Origin of the sequence: Mycobacterium sp. 852002-51961_SCH5331710 (assembly GCF_001665535.1) — a bacterium.
GTDB lineage: Bacteria > Actinomycetota > Actinomycetes > Mycobacteriales > Mycobacteriaceae > Mycobacterium.
Genome location: NZ_LZSQ01000113.1, coordinates 35,711 through 52,778 on the forward strand (window position 1 = coordinate 35,711; position 17,068 = coordinate 52,778).

The following is a 17,068-nucleotide window of genomic DNA, read 5'->3' on the forward strand; positions in this document are numbered from 1 at the left end:
ACAGACGGCTATGAGTTTCACCGGAAAGCAGGCCCTCGTCACGGGCGGCGGCTCGGGCATCGGCGCCGCCTTGTGCCGGGCACTCGTTTCCGCGGGCGCCGATGTCGTGTGCACCGACGTCGACGGCGAGGCGGCCCAGCGGACGGCGGCCGGTCTGGGCACCAAGGCCCGGGCGGCTCGCCTCGACGTGACCGACGCCGCGGCGGTGCAGGCGGCCGTCGACGACGTCGTGAACCGCTCCGGGCGACTCGACCTGATGTTCAACAACGCCGGAATCGTCTGGGGCGGCGACACCGAACTGCTGACGCTGGACCAGTGGAACGCGATCATCGACGTCAACATCCGCGGAGTGGTGCACGGTGTGGCGGCCGCGTACCCGTTGATGGTGCGTCAGGGCCACGGCCACATCGTCAACACCGCGTCGATGGCCGGGCTGACCGCCGCCGGACAGGTCACCAGCTACGTGATGACCAAACACGCGGTCGTCGGGCTCAGCATGGCGTTGCGCTCGGAGGCCGCCGCGCGCGGTGTCGGGGTGCTCGCCGTGTGCCCCGCCGCGGTCGAGACGCCGATCCTGGACAAGGGCTCGGTCGGCGGTTTCGTCGGCCGCGACTACTTCCTGCAGGCCCAGGGCGGCAAACCTTACGACGCCGACCGCCTCGCGAGCGACGTGCTGCGCGCGATCGAGAAGAACAAGCCGATTCTGGTCAAACCTCGCATCGCCCACGCGCAGTGGATGTTCGCGCGACTCGCGCCCGCGCTGATGAACCGGGTCTCGATGCGGTTCATCGCCGACCAACGCGCCAAACAAGCGCAAGCGAGGTCCCGCACGCTGTAGACATAGCGGCAATGAGTACCGAGTTCTCGCTGTCTCAACGCCGCGCGCTGGCCATCGCGACCGTCATCGCGATCGCGTTCGGCGCCTACTTCCTGCGCGGGTACTTCATCCTCATCGTGGTGGCCGCGGTGGCGGCCTACTTGTTCTCACCGCTGTACGCGCGGCTCAACAAGCGTATGGGCAGCGGGTTGTCGGTGACGCTGACCCTGCTGGCGGCGTTCGCGGCGGTGATCGTGCCGCTGAGCCTGTTCGTGGCGCTCGCCGTCGTCCAGATCACGACCATGGTCGAGCGGGTGGCCGAGTGGGTCGCCCGGACCGACCTGTCCGCGCTTGGCGACCGCGCGCTGCAGTTCGTCAACGATCTGCTCCGCCGCGTGCCCTACATCGACACGACGGTCACGCCCGAATCGCTGCGCAGTTCGATGGCGCGGGTCGCCCAGGAGGCCGGCCAATGGCTGCTCGGCCTGCTGCAGGGCGCGGCGGGCGGCCTGTTCGGCGGGATCACCGCGGCGATCCTGTTCGTGTACGTCTTCGTGTCGCTGCTGACGAACCGCGACCGGGTGGTGGCGATGATCCGCCAACTCAACCCGCTCGGCGAGGACATCACCGACGTCTACATGGCGAAGATGGGCGCGATGGTGAAGGGCACCGTCATGGGGCAGTTCGTCATCGCGGTGTGCCAGGGCGTTGCGGGTGCCGCGTCGATCTACCTCGCGGGGTTCCATCAGGGCTTCTTCCTGTTCGCCGTGCTGTTGTCGGCGCTGTCGGTCATCCCGCTCGGCAGCGGCATCGTGACGATCCCGTTCGGTATCGGAATGATCCTGTTCGGCAACGTCTTCGGCGGCGTCTTCGTGGTCCTGTTCCACCTGATCGTGGTGACCAACATCGACAACTTCCTGCGCCCGATCCTGGTGCCGCGCGAGGCGCGGTTGGACGCCGCGCTGATGCTGCTCGCCGTTTTCGCCGGCATCAGCATGTTCGGCGCGTGGGGAATCGTGATCGGCCCGGTGTTGATGATCGTCATCGTCACCACGATCAGCGTCTATCTCGAGGAGTACAAAGGCGTGCCGATGCGGCGGCCCGACAGCGACGACGAGAAACCCAAGCGCCGAAACCCGTTGTGGTGGTTGGGCCGTCGCATCAGAGAGGCTCGGGGCAAATCGAAGGAGCCGAAACCTAAACCAGTCGCTCCCTGAGGAACGCCACGACGCGTTTGAGCGCCGCGTCGGTCGGATGCCCTTCCCGCTGGCGCAGTTCCAGCGTCAGCACCGAATGCGCCGCCGGGCCGAATCCGTGCTCGTTGCCCTTGCCCGAATCGATCTCGATCACCTCGAACGCGTCGCCGAGCCGCTCCTTGAGCGTCTTGAAGCGCTCCGAGGGCACCAGCCGGTCACCGCTGAAGCGCAGCCCCAGCGCGCACAAGCCCTCATCTGCGGTGCGGCGCTCGATGACCCGCAGCTCCGCCTCGGACAGTCCGGGGTCGCGGCGCTGCTTCGGCGTCAGTGGCAACGGCAGCGACGGTTGGCTCATCACCGGGGCGAGCACGCTGTCGTCGACCGCCGCGGCCAACGCGAAGCCACCGGTGAAGCACTGCCCGATGACGCCGACCCCTTTGCCGGGGGTCTGCTCGTTGAGATCGCGGGCCAGCGCCCGCAGGAAGTGCGCGACGGGGCGGTCGGCGTTGGTGGCGAACGCGGCGAACTCCTTGGCCACGCACCCGCGCACCATCACCGGCACCATGCCCGGCCGCATCGGCGGCGCGCCCGGGGTGCCGAACAGCGAGGGAATGGCAACGGTGAACCCCGCGTCGACTAGGTGGTTGCCGAGGGCCAGCACCCCGGGATGGGCACCGGGCATCTCGGGGATGAGCACAACGCCGGGCCCTTCACCCTTGCGGTAGACGTCGTGGGTGTAGCCGGCCGCGGTGAAGGGCGCGACGGCCCATCCGGTGAGGTCGGCTTCCGGAGCGGCATCGGCGGCGGTCATGAGCTCCCCGTGGTCTAGGGCAGGGGCGCCGCGGACTGCGTCGCCGCCGCCAGCGTACGAAAGTCGCCGGTGTTCGCGGCGCCGGTCAGCGCGATCTGTGCCGGTCCCGTCGGACCGGTCAGCCGCGCGGTCCACACCGGTTCGGCTGGCTTGCCGTCGCTGTCGCTGCCCTCGTAGACCACCCACTTGACCCCGTCGACGTCCTGGACCCCGGTGGGCACGACGTCGGAGTCCAGCGATCCGACCAGCTTCTCCTCGTCGGCATTGCTCTGGGTCAGGCTCACGTAGAGCCCGCTCGGCGCGAGATACCCGACGGTGGAGCTGACGGCGCGCACCGGCTGCCCCGTCGCGGGATCGGTGCGTCCGGCTTCGATGCCGCCGCGGCTACCCGAGTTCGACTGCCAACCGTCCGGCAGCGCCGGGATCCGGATCGGGATCCTCAGCGCGGCGGCGTCGGCACGAAGAGCCGCGGGCGCGTCGTAGGACGGGACCGGGCCCTGGCCGGGACCGCCGGCCTGAAACGAGCACATCCCGAGCAACCCCGCCAGCACGATGCAGGCCACCACCAGCGGCGCCATCGACCAGAACATGTCCCGGCCGTCATGCAGCAGCCGCGACTTGGCGGCCCGGGCCGGTCGGCCGGCCTCATTCGGCCGGCGTGGCGCAGGAGCCGGTTGCGTGGTCACCCTGCCAGTATCCCAGCTCCCGAACGCGGACCGGCTAATGGGACAATCTGGGCCATGAGTCCGACCCGTGGTGAAGCCCCAGATCGAAATCTCGCGCTCGAGCTCGTCCGAGTGACCGAGGCAGGCGCCATGGCCGCGGGCCGCTGGGTCGGCCGCGGCGACAAGGAGGGCGGCGACGGTGCGGCCGTCGACGCGATGCGTGAGCTGGTGAATTCGGTGTCGATGCGCGGCGTCGTGGTGATCGGCGAGGGTGAGAAGGACAACGCGCCGATGCTCTACAACGGCGAGGAGGTCGGCAACGGCGACGGACCGGAGTGTGATTTCGCCGTCGATCCGATCGACGGCACCACGCTGATGAGCAAAGGCCTGTCCAATGCCATCTCGGTGCTCGCGGTCTCCGAGCGCGGGACCATGTTCGACCCTTCCGCGGTGTTCTACATGAGCAAGATCGCCGTCGGACCGGAGGCGGTCGACGCGATCGACATCACCGCCCCGATCGGGGAGAACATCCGCCGGGTGGCCAAGGCCAAGAACGTATCGGTCTCCGATCTGACGGTCTGCATCCTGGACCGGCCCCGCCACCAGCAGTTGATCGCCGACGTGCGGGAGGCGGGGGCGCGGTGCCGGCTGATCACTGACGGCGACGTCGCGGGAGCGATCTCGGCGTGCCGGCCGAACACCAGCACCGACATGTTGGCCGGGATCGGCGGGACGCCCGAGGGCATCATCGCCGCGGCCGCGATCCGCTGCATGGGCGGCGCCATCCAGGGTCAGTTGGCACCCAAGGACGACGAGGAACGCCAGAAGGCGCTCGACCGCGGCTACGACCTGGACCGCGTGCTGACGACCGAGGATCTGGTCTCCGGCGACAACGTCTTCTTCTGCGCGACCGGCGTCACCGACGGCGACCTGCTCAAGGGCGTGCACTTCTACAGCGGCGGCTGCACCACGCAGTCGATCGTCATGCGGTCCAAGTCGGGCACCGTGCGAATGATCGAGGCCTACCACCGCCTGTCCAAGCTCAGCGAGTACTCCGCGATCGACTTCACCGGCGACAGCAACGCCGTCTATCCGCTGCCGTAAATCACTGACAAGTAAGGACATTCATGAGCGTCGAGTCAGACAGCGCAACCGAGACCGAGTACCGCATCGAGCACGACACCATGGGCGAGGTCCGGGTGCCGGTCAACGCGCTGTGGCGCGCGCAGACCCAGCGGGCGGTCGAGAACTTCCCGATCTCCGGGCGCGGGCTCGAGCGCACCCAGATCCGGGCTCTCGGCCTGTTGAAGGGCGCGTGCGCACAGGTCAACAAGGACCTGGGTCTGCTGGCACCGGAGAAGGCCGATGCGATCATCGCCGCCGCGAGTGAGATCGCCGACGGCCTGCATGACGACCAGTTCCCGATCGACGTGTTCCAGACCGGCTCGGGCACCAGCTCGAACATGAACACCAACGAGGTCATCGCCGGTATCGCGGCGCGCAACGGCGTGACCGTGCACCCCAACGACGACGTCAACATGTCGCAGTCGTCGAATGACACCTTCCCCACTGCGACGCACATCGCCGCAACGGAAGCGGCTGTGCGCCATCTGATCCCCGCACTCGAGGTGCTGCACGAATCGCTGACGTCCAAGGCGCGGCAGTGGCGCACCGTGGTGAAGTCGGGGCGCACTCACCTGATGGACGCCGTTCCGGTGACGCTGGGCCAGGAGTTCAGCGGCTATGCCCGCCAGGTCGAGGCCGGCATCGAACGGGTGAAGGCCACACTCCCCCGGCTCGGCGAACTGGCCATCGGCGGCACCGCGGTCGGTACCGGGCTCAACGCGCCCGACGACTTCGACGAGCGTGTCGTCGCCGTGCTGCGCGAGCAGACCGGGCTGGCCGAATTGCAGGTTGCCGCCAACCATTTCGAGGCCCAAGCCGCCCGCGACGGGCTGGTGGAGGCGTCGGGTGCGCTGCGCACGATCGCGGTATCGCTGACCAAGATCGCCAACGACATCCGATGGATGGGCTCGGGCCCGTTGACCGGTCTCGGCGAGCTGCAGCTGCCGGATCTGCAGCCGGGCAGCTCGATCATGCCGGGCAAGGTGAACCCGGTGATCCCCGAGGCGGTCACGCAGGTGGCCGCACAGGTGATCGGCAACGACGCCGCGATCGCGTGGGGCGGCGGCAACGGTGCGTTCGAGCTGAACGTCTACATCCCGATGATGGCCCGCAACATCCTCGAGTCGTTCAAGATCCTGACGAACTCCTCGAAGTTGTTTGCCGAGCGGTGCATCGACGGCCTGGTGGCCAACGAGGACCGGCTTCGCGAGCTGGCCGAGTCGTCACCCTCGATCGTCACACCGCTCAACTCCGCGATCGGCTACGAGGAGGCCGCCGCGGTGGCCAAGCAGGCGCTCAAGGAGAAGAAGACCATCCGTCAGACCGTCATCGATCGAGGCCTGATCGGCGACAAGCTGTCCGAGGAGGAACTGGACAAGCGCCTCGATGTGTTGGCGATGGCCAAGGTGAAAGACGACGAGCGCTAAGGACATTCGCTCTCCCTCCCTGGCTGATCGCCCGGTGGAGGAGAAAGCGGTAGCGGACTTCCTCGACTCCGCATCGCAATCGCCCTCGGCCCTGCTGATCGAGGGCGAGGCCGGCATCGGCAAGACCACGCTGTGGCAGGCGGCGCTCGAACGCGCCGGCCGGCGCGGTTTCCGCGTGCTGTCGGCCCGCAACGCCGGCGCCCAGTCGGTGCTCGCCTACGCCACGTTGACCGCGCTGCTCGCCGACGTCGATACCGCCGAGTTCGGTGATCTGCCGCTCGCCCAACGTGGCGCCGTCGAACGGATCCGGCGGGCCGACCGCGCCGACGGCGCAGCCACCGACCAACGCGCTGTCGCGGCGGCGTTCCTGTCGATCGTCGAGAAGCTGGCCGCTCGACAGCCGCTGGTGCTGGCCATCGACGACGTGCAGTGGGTCGATCCGTCCAGCTCGCATGTGTTGTCGTACACGGCACGTCGGCTCACCGGGCCGGTCGGCGTGCTCGGCACTCTGCGCACCGACGGCGAAACCGCCGACGACGCCTGGTTACAACTGCGGCGGCCCGATGCCACCCAACGAATCCCCCTGCGACCGTTGACGTCGCGTGCGCTTCAAGCCGTCGTCACCCAGCATCTCGAGCGCCCGCTGTCGCGGGCGAAGATGACCCGCATCTACCAGATCTCGGGCGGAAACCCCTTCTACGCAATCGAACTGGCCAAGGTGGCCGATCGCGAGGCCGATGGTCCGCTGCCGAATACCCTGGCCGCGGTGGTCGAGGCGCGACTCAGCGGGCTGACCGCCGAGACCATGCGTGCACTGCTGGCTGCCGCCTCCGCCGCCGAACCGACCGTCGGCCTGGTGGCCGCCGCGATCGACGTCGAACACGAGCAGGCGGTCGAACTGCTCGAGGGTGCCGAGCAATACGGCGTCGTCCTCATCGACGGCAGCCGGATCCGCTTTTCGCATCCCCTGTTGGCCACCGGCGTGTACACCGGTGTCTCCGCCGACGAGCGCAGGCGTATGCACAGCAAGCTGGCCGCGGTGGTCGACGAGCCCGAACTGCAGGCACGCTATCTCGCCCTCGCCGCCACCACCGAGGACTCCGGCGGTCATCGCGAAGCGGTCGCCGCGCTAGAGCGAGCGGCCGCGACCGCCCATGCGCGCGGCGCCCCCGCCGCCGCAGCGGAGCTGATCGAACTCGCCATCTCGCTCGGCGGTGACACCCCCGAACGGCGGATGCGATTGGCGGCGTACTGCTTTGACGGCGGAGATCCGCCAAGGGCGCGCGCCCTGCTGGAGGGCGTCGTCGCCGATCTCGCTCCGGGACCGCTGCGCGCGGAGGCGCGGCACATGCTGGCGGTGGTCCGGTTCATCGACGACGGCTACACCCAAGCGGTCGAACTGCTGGCGACCGCGCTCGGCGAGGACCATCCGGACGGCCCGCCGAAGGCGATCATGCTCACCACGCTTGCGTACGGGTTGTTCATGACCGGCGACCCGATCGCCGGCCGGCGCCGGGCCGAGGAGTCCGTCGCGTGCGCCGAAGAGCTCGGCATCCCTGGCCTGCTCAGCCTGGCCCTCGGGGTGCGGGCGACGATGCGGTTCCTTCTCGGCGGCGGGTTGGACGAGGAGAGCATCCGCCGCGCCCTCGAACTCGAAGACACCGAGACCTTCGCCCCGATCATGTTGCGGCCCAGCGTCGAACACGCGCTGATGTTGGCTTGCATCGGGGATCTCGACACCGCGTACGAGCGCATGAAGGAGATCTCGCGCCGTTGCACCGAGAGAGGTGCTGAGGGCGAGGTGGTCTTTGTCGACTTCTACGTCGCGTTGACCCGGATCTGGCGTGCCGACCTCGCCGAGGCCAACCGGGTGGCCCGCGAAATCGCCGATCTGGCACGGCAACTCGGCGGGGAGTTCCCGGCAATGCTGAACCTGGTGCTGCAGGCGTGGCTGGCCGCATACGAAGGCGCCGAGAACCGGGCCAGGCTGTCCGCGGCGGACGCGATCGATGCCTGCCGGCGCAGCGGCACCGCATGGCACGAGGATTGGACGCTGACGGCGCTCGGCTTCCTGGAGGTCTCGCTCGGAAATTACGGAGCGGCGATGGATTTCCTCGAACCGCTGGTGTCGCGCCTCTCGCCGGAGTGCACCGAGATCCAGGCCGCGGCGTTCGTACCGGACGCGGTCGAGGCGCTGGTGGAGCTGGGCCGCGCGACCGAGGCCGAACCGCTTGTGGCCGTGTTGGAAAGCAATGGCCGTCGCCTCGACAGGGCGTGGATGCTGTCGGTCGGCGGCCGCTGCCGGGCGATGCTGCACGCCGCCGCGGGCGATCTCCGCGAGGCTGTGGGCTGCGCGCGCCGGGCATTGGACGATCACGCACGGTTGGCGATGCCGTTCGAAGGCGCGCGGACTCAACTGCTGCTCGGGCAGTTGCAGGCCCGGTTGCGTGAGCCGGACGCCGCGGCGACCCTGAACGAAGCGCTGGCCACCTTCGAGGCCCTGGGCACCCCGGTGTGGGCGGAGCGCGCCAGGACCTCCCGCGATGAGCTCCGGTCCGCCACGTCGGCGCCGGCCGCCCTGACCGCGGCCGAGCTGCGCATCGCCGAACTCGCGGCCGCCGGCCTGACGAACCGCGACGTGGCCGGCGAGTTGTTTCTCAGTGCAAAGACCGTCGAGGCCACCCTCGCGCGGGTGTACCGCAAGCTCGGCATTCACTCCCGCGCCGAGCTGACCCGCGCGATGGGTCAGCCGGGCCGCCAAGGGGTATAGACGGGTCGACCGTTTACGGCTCAGCTGCAATTGTGAGTAGGTGCCAGGGGACACGGGACACACTGTGATCGGCCAGTCGACACATCAGCGCGCCATCGCGACCTTCCTGGACTCGATTGCGCTCGGCCCCTCGGCGTTACTGATCGACGGGGAAGCCGGAATCGGGAAGACGACACTGTGGCTGGCCGCCGTCGAGCAGGCCCAGCTGCGCGGTTTCCATGTGCTCTCGACGCGGCCGGCGGCCGCCGAGTCGGTGCTCGCCTACACCGCGCTGGCCGACCTTCTCGAGGAAGCCGACCCGCGCACGTGGGCCGACCTGCCGACACCGCAACTCCTCGCGGTGGACCAGGTGCTCCTGCGGGCCGACAACGATGCGGTGACCGACCAGCGCGCGGTTGCCGCCGCGTTCCTCTCGGTGGTGGAACGACTCAGCGAGGACCGTCCTGTGCTGCTGGCCATCGACGACTTGCAGTGGCTCGACCCGTCGAGCAGGCACGTCATCGCGTTCGCGGTGCGGCGGCTCACCGGCCGCATCGGGGTGCTGGCCAGCCTGCGCGCCGAGGCCGGCGACGGCGCGGGCGACGACTGGCTCGAGTTGTCCCGGCCCGATGCCGTTCGCCGAATCCGATTGAGCCCGCTGAATGTTCAAGACCTGCATCGCGCCGTCTCCGCACGGTTGCGGCGGCCCTTCTCGCGTCCGACCATCGGCCGGATCCATCAGGTTTCGGGCGGAAACCCGTTCTACGCCATCGAATTGGCGCGTTCACTCGACGAACGGGCACCGGGAATCGACGCGTCGCTGCCTCGCACCCTCACCGACGTCGTGCGAACCCGCTTGGGCAGTCTCGACACCGACGTCCACGACGCGCTGCTGGCCGCATCGTGCCTCGCCGTCCCGACGGTCGAGGTGGTGGCGAACGCGACGACCGGCGACGAGGACCGGTTGGTCGAGCTTCTCGAGATCGCCGAGAGCAAGGGCATCATCGCGATCGACGGCAACCGGATCCGGTTCTCCCATCCGCTGTTGGCCAGCGGTGTCTACTCCCAGGCGTCGCCGGGCCGTCGCCGTGCGATGCACCGCCGGCTCGCCGAGATCGTCGACGAACCCGAGTTGCGGGCAAGGCATCTGGCGCTTGCTACGACCAAGGGCGACGAGGTCACCCTTGCCGCACTCGACACCGCGGCGGAATCGGCGAGGGTGCGTGGCGCGCCCGCCGCCGCCGCCGAACTGGTGGACCTGGCGATCGGCCTCGGTGGCGACACCGCGGAACGGCGATTGCGTTCGGCGCTGCACCATTTCGACGCCGGCGATCAGGAGCGGGCGGCGGCCGTGCTGGAGGAGGCCATCGACCAGCTGCCGACCGGCGCGCTGCGCGCGGAAGCGTTGAGCAGGCTGGCGGTGGTTCGGCTGTACGGGGCCGGCTTCATCGAGAGCGCACGGCTCCTGCGTGAGGCGCTCGACGAGGTACACGACAATCATGCGCTGCGCGTGCAGATCCTGATCACGTTGGCCTACACGCTGTTTCACGCCAATCAGCTGCAACAGGGCCTGGAAACCGCAGTGGAGGCCGTCGCGAGTGCCGAGCGCCTCGCGCACCCGCACCTGCTCAGCATGTCGCTCGGGATGCTGGTCATCCTGCGCTTCGCCGCCGGGCAGGGCTACGACGAGGAGACGTTGCAGCGAGCGCTGCGGTTGGAAGATTTCGAGGCCTACGCACCGTTGGTGTTCCGGCCCACCATGCAGCACGCCCTGCTGCTGGAGTGGACCGGCAGGCTCGACGAAGCGCGCGCAGTCGTGGAGAAGATCCGCTCGCGGTGCCTGGAGAAGGGCGAGGAGGGTGAGCATGTGTTCGTCTCCCAGCACGTCGTGACGAACGCGATCGCGCGCGGCGACTTCGTCACGGCCAATCTGGTCGCCGAGGATGCCCTCGAAAAGGCCCGCCAACTCGGCGGCAACACCGCGATGTTCTTGACCCAGAGCCTGCGCGCACAGTTGACCGCGTTCGCCGGGCAGGAGGCCGCCGCCCGCCAGGCGATCGAAGATGCGCTCGAATGCGCAAGGGCCACCGGCACATACCGCATGGCCGAGCGGGTCCGGGCCACCCTTGCGTTCCTCGAGGTGTCGCTCGGCAACTACGAGGCCGCGGCGGCCGCGCTGCAGCCGATGCTCTCGGAATTCGACCCCGACCACACACCGACCGAACTGCCCAATGCCGGCTATCTGCCGGATGCAATCGAAGCACTGATACATCTGGACCGCATCGCCGACGCCGAGCGGCTGACCGCGGCGCTGGAGAGCAACGGTCGCCGGGTGAACCGGGACTGGATGCTCGCGGTGGCCGCGCGGTCACGCGCGATGCTGCTCGAAGTGCTCGGCGACCTCGACGGTGCCCGCGAGGCGGCGCAGCGGGCGATCGCGGTACACCGTGAGCTGCCGATGCCGTTCGAGTGGGGACGAACGCTGTTGGTCCTCGGCCAGATCGAACGCCGTCAGCGCAAGAAGGAATCGGCGTCGGCCCACCTTCAGGAGGCGTTGGAGCTCTTCGAACGCCTCAACATCCCGTTGTGGGCGGCCCGGGCCCGTGCCGAGCTCTCCCGCGCGAACGTCGGGCCGCAACGCACCGGCGAGTTGACGCCCTCCGAGCAGCGGGTCGCGGAGCTCGTCGCATCCGGAATGAAGAACCGCGACGTCGCGGCGGAGCTGTACATCAGCCCGAAGACCGTCGAGGCCAACCTCGCGCGCATCTACCGCAAGCTGGGGATCAAATCCCGAGCCGAGCTGGGCCGACACATCGGGCGCCCGAGCGGGCCGGCTACAGGGGACCACGCGTAGGGAAACACCCTATTCCCTGCGTCCGGTCGCAGGACCTACCGTCGAGATCGCTGTCCCGCCACCCGCCATCGACTGGAGAACCGGTGCGTCTCGACGAAGCTCCCGCGACCCTGACCGACCACGGCACCGCCCTGGTCACGACGGCCACCAGCCAGCCCGCTGTGAGCACCGGATTCGCGGTGCTGGGCCTGGTTTCGCTGCTGGACCTGCCACGCGACCGCACCGACCGGGTGGTGGCACTCGGTGGTGCTGCTGCCGCCGGTTGGTACCTGGTCCGCAGCAACCGTCGTCGCTAGCCGTCAGGGCAGTGCGCCGGGGCTGATCTCCTCGAGCATCTCGGTCACCAGCGCCGCGATCGGTGAGCGCTCGCTGCGCAGCAGCGTGATGTGGGCGAACAACGGGTGGCCCTTGAGCTTCTCGATCACCGCCGCCACACCGTCGTGCCTGCCGACGCGCAGGTTGTCGCGCTGGGCGACATCGTGGGTGAGCACGACGCGTGAGCCGGCGCCCAACCGCGACAGCACGGTGAGCAGCACATTGCGTTCCAGCGACTGGGCCTCGTCGACGATCACGAACGAGTCGTGCAGCGAGCGGCCGCGGATGTGGGTCAGCGGCAGCACCTCGAGCATTCCGCGCGAGAGCACCTCCTCGAGCACCGCCGGGCTGGCCAGTCCTTCCAGGGTGTCGAAGACCGCCTGCGCCCATGGCCCCATCTTGTCGCTCTCGCTGCCGGGCAGATAGCCGAGATCCTGCCCGCCGACCGCGTACAGAGGCCGGAACACCACGACCTTGCGTTGGGTGCGGCGCTCGAGCACCGCCTCCAGTCCCGCGCACAGCGCCAGCGCCGACTTGCCGGTGCCCGCCTTGCCGCCGAGCGAGACGATGCCGACGGACTCGTCGAGCAGCAGGTCCAGCGCGACGCGCTGTTCGGCCGAGCGGCCGCGCAACCCGAACGCCTCCCGGTCGCCGCGCACCAACTGCACCCGCTTCTCCGGCGTCACCCGACCCAGCGCGTGCGATGTGCCGCCGAGCAGCCGAATACCGGTGTGGCAAGGTAGGTTTCGAGCCGCCTCGAGATCGATCTCACCCTCGGCGAACAACGCGTCGATGTCGTCGGCCACGACCTCCACCTCGGTCATGCCCGTCCACCCGGACGTGATGACGTCCTGGGCGTGGTACTCGTCGGCCGACAACCCGACGGCACCGGCCTTGACGCGCAACGGAATGTCCTTGCTGACCAGCGTGACATGCTTGCCCTCGGCGGCGAGATTGGCCGCGACGGTGAGGATCCGCGCGTCGTTGCTGTCGTTGCGGAACCCGGCGGGAAGCACCGACGGGTCGCTGTGGTTCAGCTCGACGTGCAGCGAACCTCCTTGTGTCCCAACGGGAATCGGCTGATCCAGCCGACCGTGTTCGAGCCGCAGGTCGTCGAACAGCCGCAGGGCCTGACGCGCAAACCAGCCGAGCTCATGATGGTGCCGCTTGGCTTCGAGTTCGCTGATCACCACCAGCGGAACCACGACCTCATGCTCGGCAAAGCGCGTGCAGGCCCAGGGATCTGACAACAGCACGGAGGTGTCGAGCACGTAGGTCCGGAGAGGCGAATCGATCACGTAGCGCTCCTGCTATCCGCGGGTCCCCCGCGAACCGTCGGCGGACACTGCGGCACCAGGGCCGGGGCCGGCCCTCTCGTGATCGCAACGATCGGGTACCGCCCGGACAGCAAAGCACGTCGCTAGCCATCGCAAATGACGCTACTCCCGTTGCGGCACATGCGCCGTGCAGGCGCGCCGTAGTGTCGCCGCTGCTCGCCTTAGGCGATGAGCGCCCTGTTAAGCGGAGGTGAAATCGCGCAGCTTCGGCTCGTCGGCCAGACCCCACGCGGCGATCCGGTCGGCGGTCACCCGTCGCAACTCCTCCGGCCCGAAGATCCCGGCCTCGGCGACGTGTTGCACCTTGTCCGCATACGCGTCGATGTCACCGCCGACGACGTCGAGTTCGGCTGCGCGGCGCGCGATGGCGTCGATCGTTTCGTCGCGGCTGGAGGACAGTAGATGCGAGACGAGGTTGGCGAAGAACTCCTCATGGCGCTCTTCGTCGCGCGCGATGCGCCCGACGAGGTTCTTCAGCACCGGCTCGGTGACCTTGGCCTCGAGGTTGCGGCAGAACACGGCGTGCGCGCGTTCGAAGAAGGCCATGAACACCAACCGCTCGACCTGGCTGTAGGTGTCGGCGCGGTAGCCCTTCATCACGTGCTCGACGCGCACGTCCTCGTTGGCGGCCGGGTCGATCTCCCGGGTGACGACGAGGTAGTTGCGCAGCGCGATCGCGTGCAGGTGCTCCTCGGCGGTCCACCGGCCGATCCAGCGGCCCCACTTCTCCTCGAGGATGAAGCTGAAGACGAACTCGCGGTGGAAGCTGGCGAGGTTGTCCTTGGTGATGAGCAGGATCTCGAGCGCATCGGTGACGTCCTTGGGCAGGGTCACCTGCGACGGATCCCAGTCCTTACCGCCCAGGAACGCGAAGTTCTCGCCTTGGTCGAAGGGGACGTAGTCGTGCGCGTACCAGACGTCCTCGGTGTCGATGTGACGACGCAGCTCCTGCTGCACGACCGGCTCGAGTTCGAGGATCAGCGCATTCGGTACAGGTTTCTGTGCCATGCGGTTACAGTAACCCAATTCTGTGGGAATCGTAAAATTCCCGCCCAGCGTGCCGCGTGAGCTAGAGCGTCAGCCCCGGATACAGGGGGTTCGCGTCCAGCAGCTCGGCCGAGGCGGTGTGCACGCGCTCGGCGGTGCCGTCGGCCAGCGTGTACTTGGCCTTCGACGTGCCCTGAGGTTGAGTGTTCGACAGCACGTCGACGATGAGTTCGGCCACGCGGTCGAAGTCGTCCGCGCCGAATCCCCGGGTGGTCAGCGCGGGGGTGCCCAGCCGGATCCCGCTGGTGTACCAGGCCCCGTTCGGGTCCGCGGGCACCGAGTTGCGGTTGGTGACGATGCCCGCGTCGAGCAGGGCCGACTCGGCCTGGCGGCCGGTCAGGCCGAACGAGGTGACGTCGAGCAACACGATGTGGTTGTCGGTGCCACCGGTGACCAGACCGGCGTCGCGCTTGAGGAACCCGTCGGCCAGGGCCTGGGCGTTGTCGGCGACGCGCTGCGCGTAGGCCTGGAAGGCGGGCTGGCGGGCCTCGGCGAGCGCGACGGCCTTGGCGGCCATGACGTGCGACAGCGGTCCGCCCAGCACCATGGGGCAGCCCTTGTCCACGGCGTCGGAGTACTCGGGCTGGGCGAGCACCATCCCGCCGCGCGGCCCGCGCAGCGACTTGTGGGTCGTCGTGGTGGTGACGTGGGCGTGCGGCACCGGGTCCTCGTCGCCGGTGAACACCTTGCCCGCGACCAGGCCCGCGAAGTGCGCCATGTCGACCATCAGCGTCGCGCCGACCTCGTCGGCGATCTCGCGCATCGTGGCGAAGTTGACCCGTCGCGGGTAGGCCGAGTAGCCGGCCACGATGATCAGCGGCTTGAACTCGCGGGCGGCCTGGGCCACGGCCTTGTAGTCGAGGAACCCGGTGTTCGGGTCGGTGCCGTAGCTGCGCTGGTGGAACATCTTGCCGGAGATGTTGGGCCGGAAGCCGTGGGTGAGGTGGCCGCCCGCGTCCAGCGACATCCCCAGCAGCCGCTGGTTGCCGAGCTTGTTGCGCAGCTTCTCCCAGTCGGTCTCGGACAGGTCGTTGACGTGCTTGAGGCCGGCCTCGGCCAGTTCCGGAGCCTCCACGCGGGTGGCCAGGATCGCCCAGAAGGCGACCAGGTTGGCGTCGATGCCGGAGTGCGGCTGCACGTAGGCGTACGGCGCCCCGAACAGCTCGCGGGCGTGTTCGGCGGCGATGCTCTCGACCGTGTCGACGTTCTGGCAGCCCGCGTAGAACCGGTGTCCGATCGTCCCCTCGGCGTACTTGTCGGAGAACCAGGTGCCCATCGTCAGTAGCACCGCGGGCGAGGCGTAGTTCTCGCTGGCGATCAACTTGAGCGAATCCCGTTGATCGGCAAGCTCTTTGCGCGTGGCGGCCGCGATACGCGGCTCGACCGACTCGATCACCTGCAACGCGGCCCGGTAGGCGGCGCTCGCGGTCTCGGCGTACGCCGCGCCAGGAGCGGCACCGTTGGAGGTCACGGGTTCTGCAGTCATGGGGTTCAGCCTAGTCGGGCGCCTCAGGCCGCCCGCAGGACCGACGGGATCAACGGTTCGTCGAGGAGGGTGCCGAACCGCTGGGTCAGGCCGACGTCGGAGGGCCTGGCGTCCAGCCAGCCCCGCAGCAAGCGGTAGCCCTCGACGTAGGTGCTGGTGTAGGCGCGCCACAGCGGCGACGATAGGAACCGCAGCATCTGGCGGGCGCGCTGGTCGTTCACCAGCAGCCACCGCTTGAGGAACGCGACGACGTCGTCGACGTCGCGATGCTCGTCGTGCAGCATCAGCGCCGCGTCTTGACGCACCTCGGCCAGCGCAGCCGTCGCCTCTGACACCGCCTGAGCCCGTTCGCCGTCGAACCGCAGTCCCAGGTCGGCGTAGATCTCGCTCGCCCATGCGCCCCAGTCCGCGCCGACCGCCGCGTAGAGCGCCAAGTCGGCAAGGCCCTCGGCCATCAGGCATTGCGGGGTGTTGACCAGAAAGATGGTCTGCTCGGCCTGTCCCCTGCCCTCGACCAGGCCGACCTCCTTGCGGCAGTGCTCGGTGTGATGGCCCGGATACGACTCGTGCGCGACCAGCCGCGGCAGGTTCGACATCTGCTGTTTGAGGTCGGCGTTGACGGCGACGGTCGACTTGCAGTCCCCGTGGTAGTAGTTGAACCCCGACCACGGCTTGTCGGTGACCACCTCGTAGGTGATGGTCTCCGCGTCGGGCAGCGGGTACTCGGCGCGCACCCGGTCACGCAGCGCGCTGGAGAACGCGTGAATGCATTCCTCGAGGCGCGCAGGCGGAATCTCCTCAGCCGCGCGGTACGCCTGCATCCGGTCGGCGAGCGGACCGGACCCTTCCAGCACCTCGTCGAGCCGGCGATGGGCCTGGCGGTAGCGCTCCGGGTCGCCCTTGCCGATGTGCACGTCGAAGTACGCCTCGACCTCGTCGACGAAACCGACCTGGTCACCGGCGAACTTCCGGCCCGCGCACGCCAGCGCCCGCAGGTGCGCGCCGATGTAGTCCTTGCGCGGCTGCTCCAGCCCGTCGACCGAGGTCACCTCGCCCAGCAGCCGCTCGGCCTGCCGGGCCAATTCCGCGGGATCGGGCTGCGGTTCGGCGGCGACGGCGCGGCGCAGCGCCGGATCACCGGTGAACGAGTCGACGTAGCCCTCCTCCACCCGGTCGAAGCGCAGACCGAGCAGCAGATACTCGCGAACCAACGAATCTGAGGTGCTGGCGTCCATGTTC

At 68.8% G+C, this 17,068-nt stretch carries 13 protein-coding genes; 7 read left to right on the plus strand and 6 right to left on the minus strand.

Features of this window, described 5'->3' with window-relative positions:
- Positions 1 to 10: 10 nt before the first annotated feature.
- Both A5752_RS19945 and A5752_RS19950 read left to right on the plus strand, forming a co-directional pair.
- A complete protein-coding gene (locus tag A5752_RS19945) occupies positions 11 to 838 on the plus strand; it encodes an SDR family oxidoreductase (protein WP_067089102.1) in 828 nt (275 codons plus the stop codon).
- Between the two features lie 11 nt (positions 839 to 849).
- The gene (locus tag A5752_RS19950; protein ID WP_067089104.1) at positions 850 to 2,034 is read left to right on the plus strand and encodes an AI-2E family transporter; all 1,185 of its coding nucleotides are present in this window, start codon (positions 850 to 852) and stop codon (positions 2,032 to 2,034) included.
- Here A5752_RS19950 and A5752_RS19955 read toward each other — a convergent pair.
- Both A5752_RS19955 and A5752_RS19960 read right to left on the minus strand, forming a co-directional pair.
- Positions 2,015 to 2,824, minus strand: a complete 810-nt coding sequence (locus A5752_RS19955; protein WP_067089106.1) for a dienelactone hydrolase family protein — start codon at positions 2,822 to 2,824, stop codon at positions 2,015 to 2,017. The two genes, A5752_RS19950 and A5752_RS19955, sit on opposite strands and share 20 nt — an antisense overlap.
- 14 nt (positions 2,825 to 2,838) lie before the next feature.
- The gene (locus A5752_RS19960; RefSeq protein ID WP_067089109.1) at positions 2,839 to 3,510 is read right to left on the minus strand and encodes a DUF4245 domain-containing protein; all 672 of its coding nucleotides are present in this window, start codon (positions 3,508 to 3,510) and stop codon (positions 2,839 to 2,841) included.
- Positions 3,511 to 3,564: 54 nt separating this feature from the next.
- Here A5752_RS19960 and glpX point away from each other — a divergent pair, with 54 nt between their 5' ends.
- From glpX to A5752_RS19985, 5 genes are all read left to right on the plus strand, one after another.
- On the plus strand, positions 3,565 to 4,593 hold the full coding sequence (glpX, locus tag A5752_RS19965) for a class II fructose-bisphosphatase (protein ID WP_067089111.1): 1,029 nt from the start codon (positions 3,565 to 3,567) through the stop codon (positions 4,591 to 4,593).
- Positions 4,594 to 4,616: 23 nt separating this feature from the next.
- A complete protein-coding gene (locus A5752_RS19970; protein WP_067089114.1) occupies positions 4,617 to 6,041 on the plus strand; it encodes a class II fumarate hydratase in 1,425 nt (474 codons plus the stop codon).
- A gap of 34 nt (positions 6,042 to 6,075) precedes the next feature.
- Complete coding sequence (locus tag A5752_RS19975; protein ID WP_231983462.1) at positions 6,076 to 8,811, plus strand: AAA family ATPase; 2,736 nt, start codon at positions 6,076 to 6,078, stop codon at positions 8,809 to 8,811.
- 40 nt (positions 8,812 to 8,851) lie between these two features.
- Complete coding sequence (locus tag A5752_RS19980; RefSeq protein ID WP_082963983.1) at positions 8,852 to 11,644, plus strand: helix-turn-helix transcriptional regulator; 2,793 nt, start codon at positions 8,852 to 8,854, stop codon at positions 11,642 to 11,644.
- Between the two features lie 83 nt (positions 11,645 to 11,727).
- Positions 11,728 to 11,940: a hypothetical protein gene (locus A5752_RS19985; RefSeq protein ID WP_067089119.1), complete on the plus strand. Its 213-nt coding sequence runs from the start codon at positions 11,728 to 11,730 to the stop codon at positions 11,938 to 11,940.
- A gap of 3 nt (positions 11,941 to 11,943) precedes the next feature.
- Here A5752_RS19985 and phoH2 read toward each other — a convergent pair whose 3' ends face one another.
- The 4 genes from phoH2 to A5752_RS20005 all read right to left on the minus strand — a co-directional run bounded on the left by phoH2 (position 11,944) and on the right by A5752_RS20005 (position 17,064).
- Positions 11,944 to 13,257, minus strand: a complete 1,314-nt coding sequence (gene phoH2 / locus A5752_RS19990; protein WP_067089122.1) for an RNA 5'-3' helicase PhoH2 — start codon at positions 13,255 to 13,257, stop codon at positions 11,944 to 11,946.
- A 219-nt stretch (positions 13,258 to 13,476) separates the two neighbouring features.
- Positions 13,477 to 14,304 carry an acyl-ACP desaturase gene (locus A5752_RS19995; protein WP_067089124.1) on the minus strand — a complete coding sequence of 276 codons (828 nt, stop codon included), beginning with the start codon at positions 14,302 to 14,304 and terminating at the stop codon, positions 13,477 to 13,479.
- 61 nt (positions 14,305 to 14,365) lie between these two features.
- Positions 14,366 to 15,829 carry a glycine hydroxymethyltransferase gene (locus tag A5752_RS20000; RefSeq protein WP_067089127.1) on the minus strand — a complete coding sequence of 488 codons (1,464 nt, stop codon included), beginning with the start codon at positions 15,827 to 15,829 and terminating at the stop codon, positions 14,366 to 14,368.
- Positions 15,830 to 15,852: 23 nt separating this feature from the next.
- Positions 15,853 to 17,064 (minus strand): DUF885 domain-containing protein, encoded by a 1,212-nt coding sequence (locus A5752_RS20005; protein ID WP_067089129.1) that lies wholly within the window; start codon positions 17,062 to 17,064, stop codon positions 15,853 to 15,855.
- Between the last annotated feature and the right edge of the window lie 4 nt (positions 17,065 to 17,068).

Coding starts and splice junctions, on each gene's coding strand:
- A5752_RS19945 (WP_067089102.1), top strand. CDS start 11: ATGAGTTTCACCGGAAAGCAGGCCCTCGTCACGGGCGGCGGCTCGGGC.
- A5752_RS19950 (WP_067089104.1), top strand. CDS start 850: ATGAGTACCGAGTTCTCGCTGTCTCAACGCCGCGCGCTGGCCATCGCG.
- A5752_RS19955 (WP_067089106.1), bottom strand. CDS start 2,824: ATGACCGCCGCCGATGCCGCTCCGGAAGCCGACCTCACCGGATGGGCC.
- glpX (WP_067089111.1), top strand. CDS start 3,565: ATGAGTCCGACCCGTGGTGAAGCCCCAGATCGAAATCTCGCGCTCGAG.
- A5752_RS19970 (WP_067089114.1), top strand. CDS start 4,617: ATGAGCGTCGAGTCAGACAGCGCAACCGAGACCGAGTACCGCATCGAG.
- A5752_RS19995 (WP_067089124.1), bottom strand. CDS start 14,304: ATGGCACAGAAACCTGTACCGAATGCGCTGATCCTCGAACTCGAGCCG.
- A5752_RS20000 (WP_067089127.1), bottom strand. CDS start 15,829: ATGACTGCAGAACCCGTGACCTCCAACGGTGCCGCTCCTGGCGCGGCG.
- A5752_RS20005 (WP_067089129.1), bottom strand. CDS start 17,064: ATGGACGCCAGCACCTCAGATTCGTTGGTTCGCGAGTATCTGCTGCTC.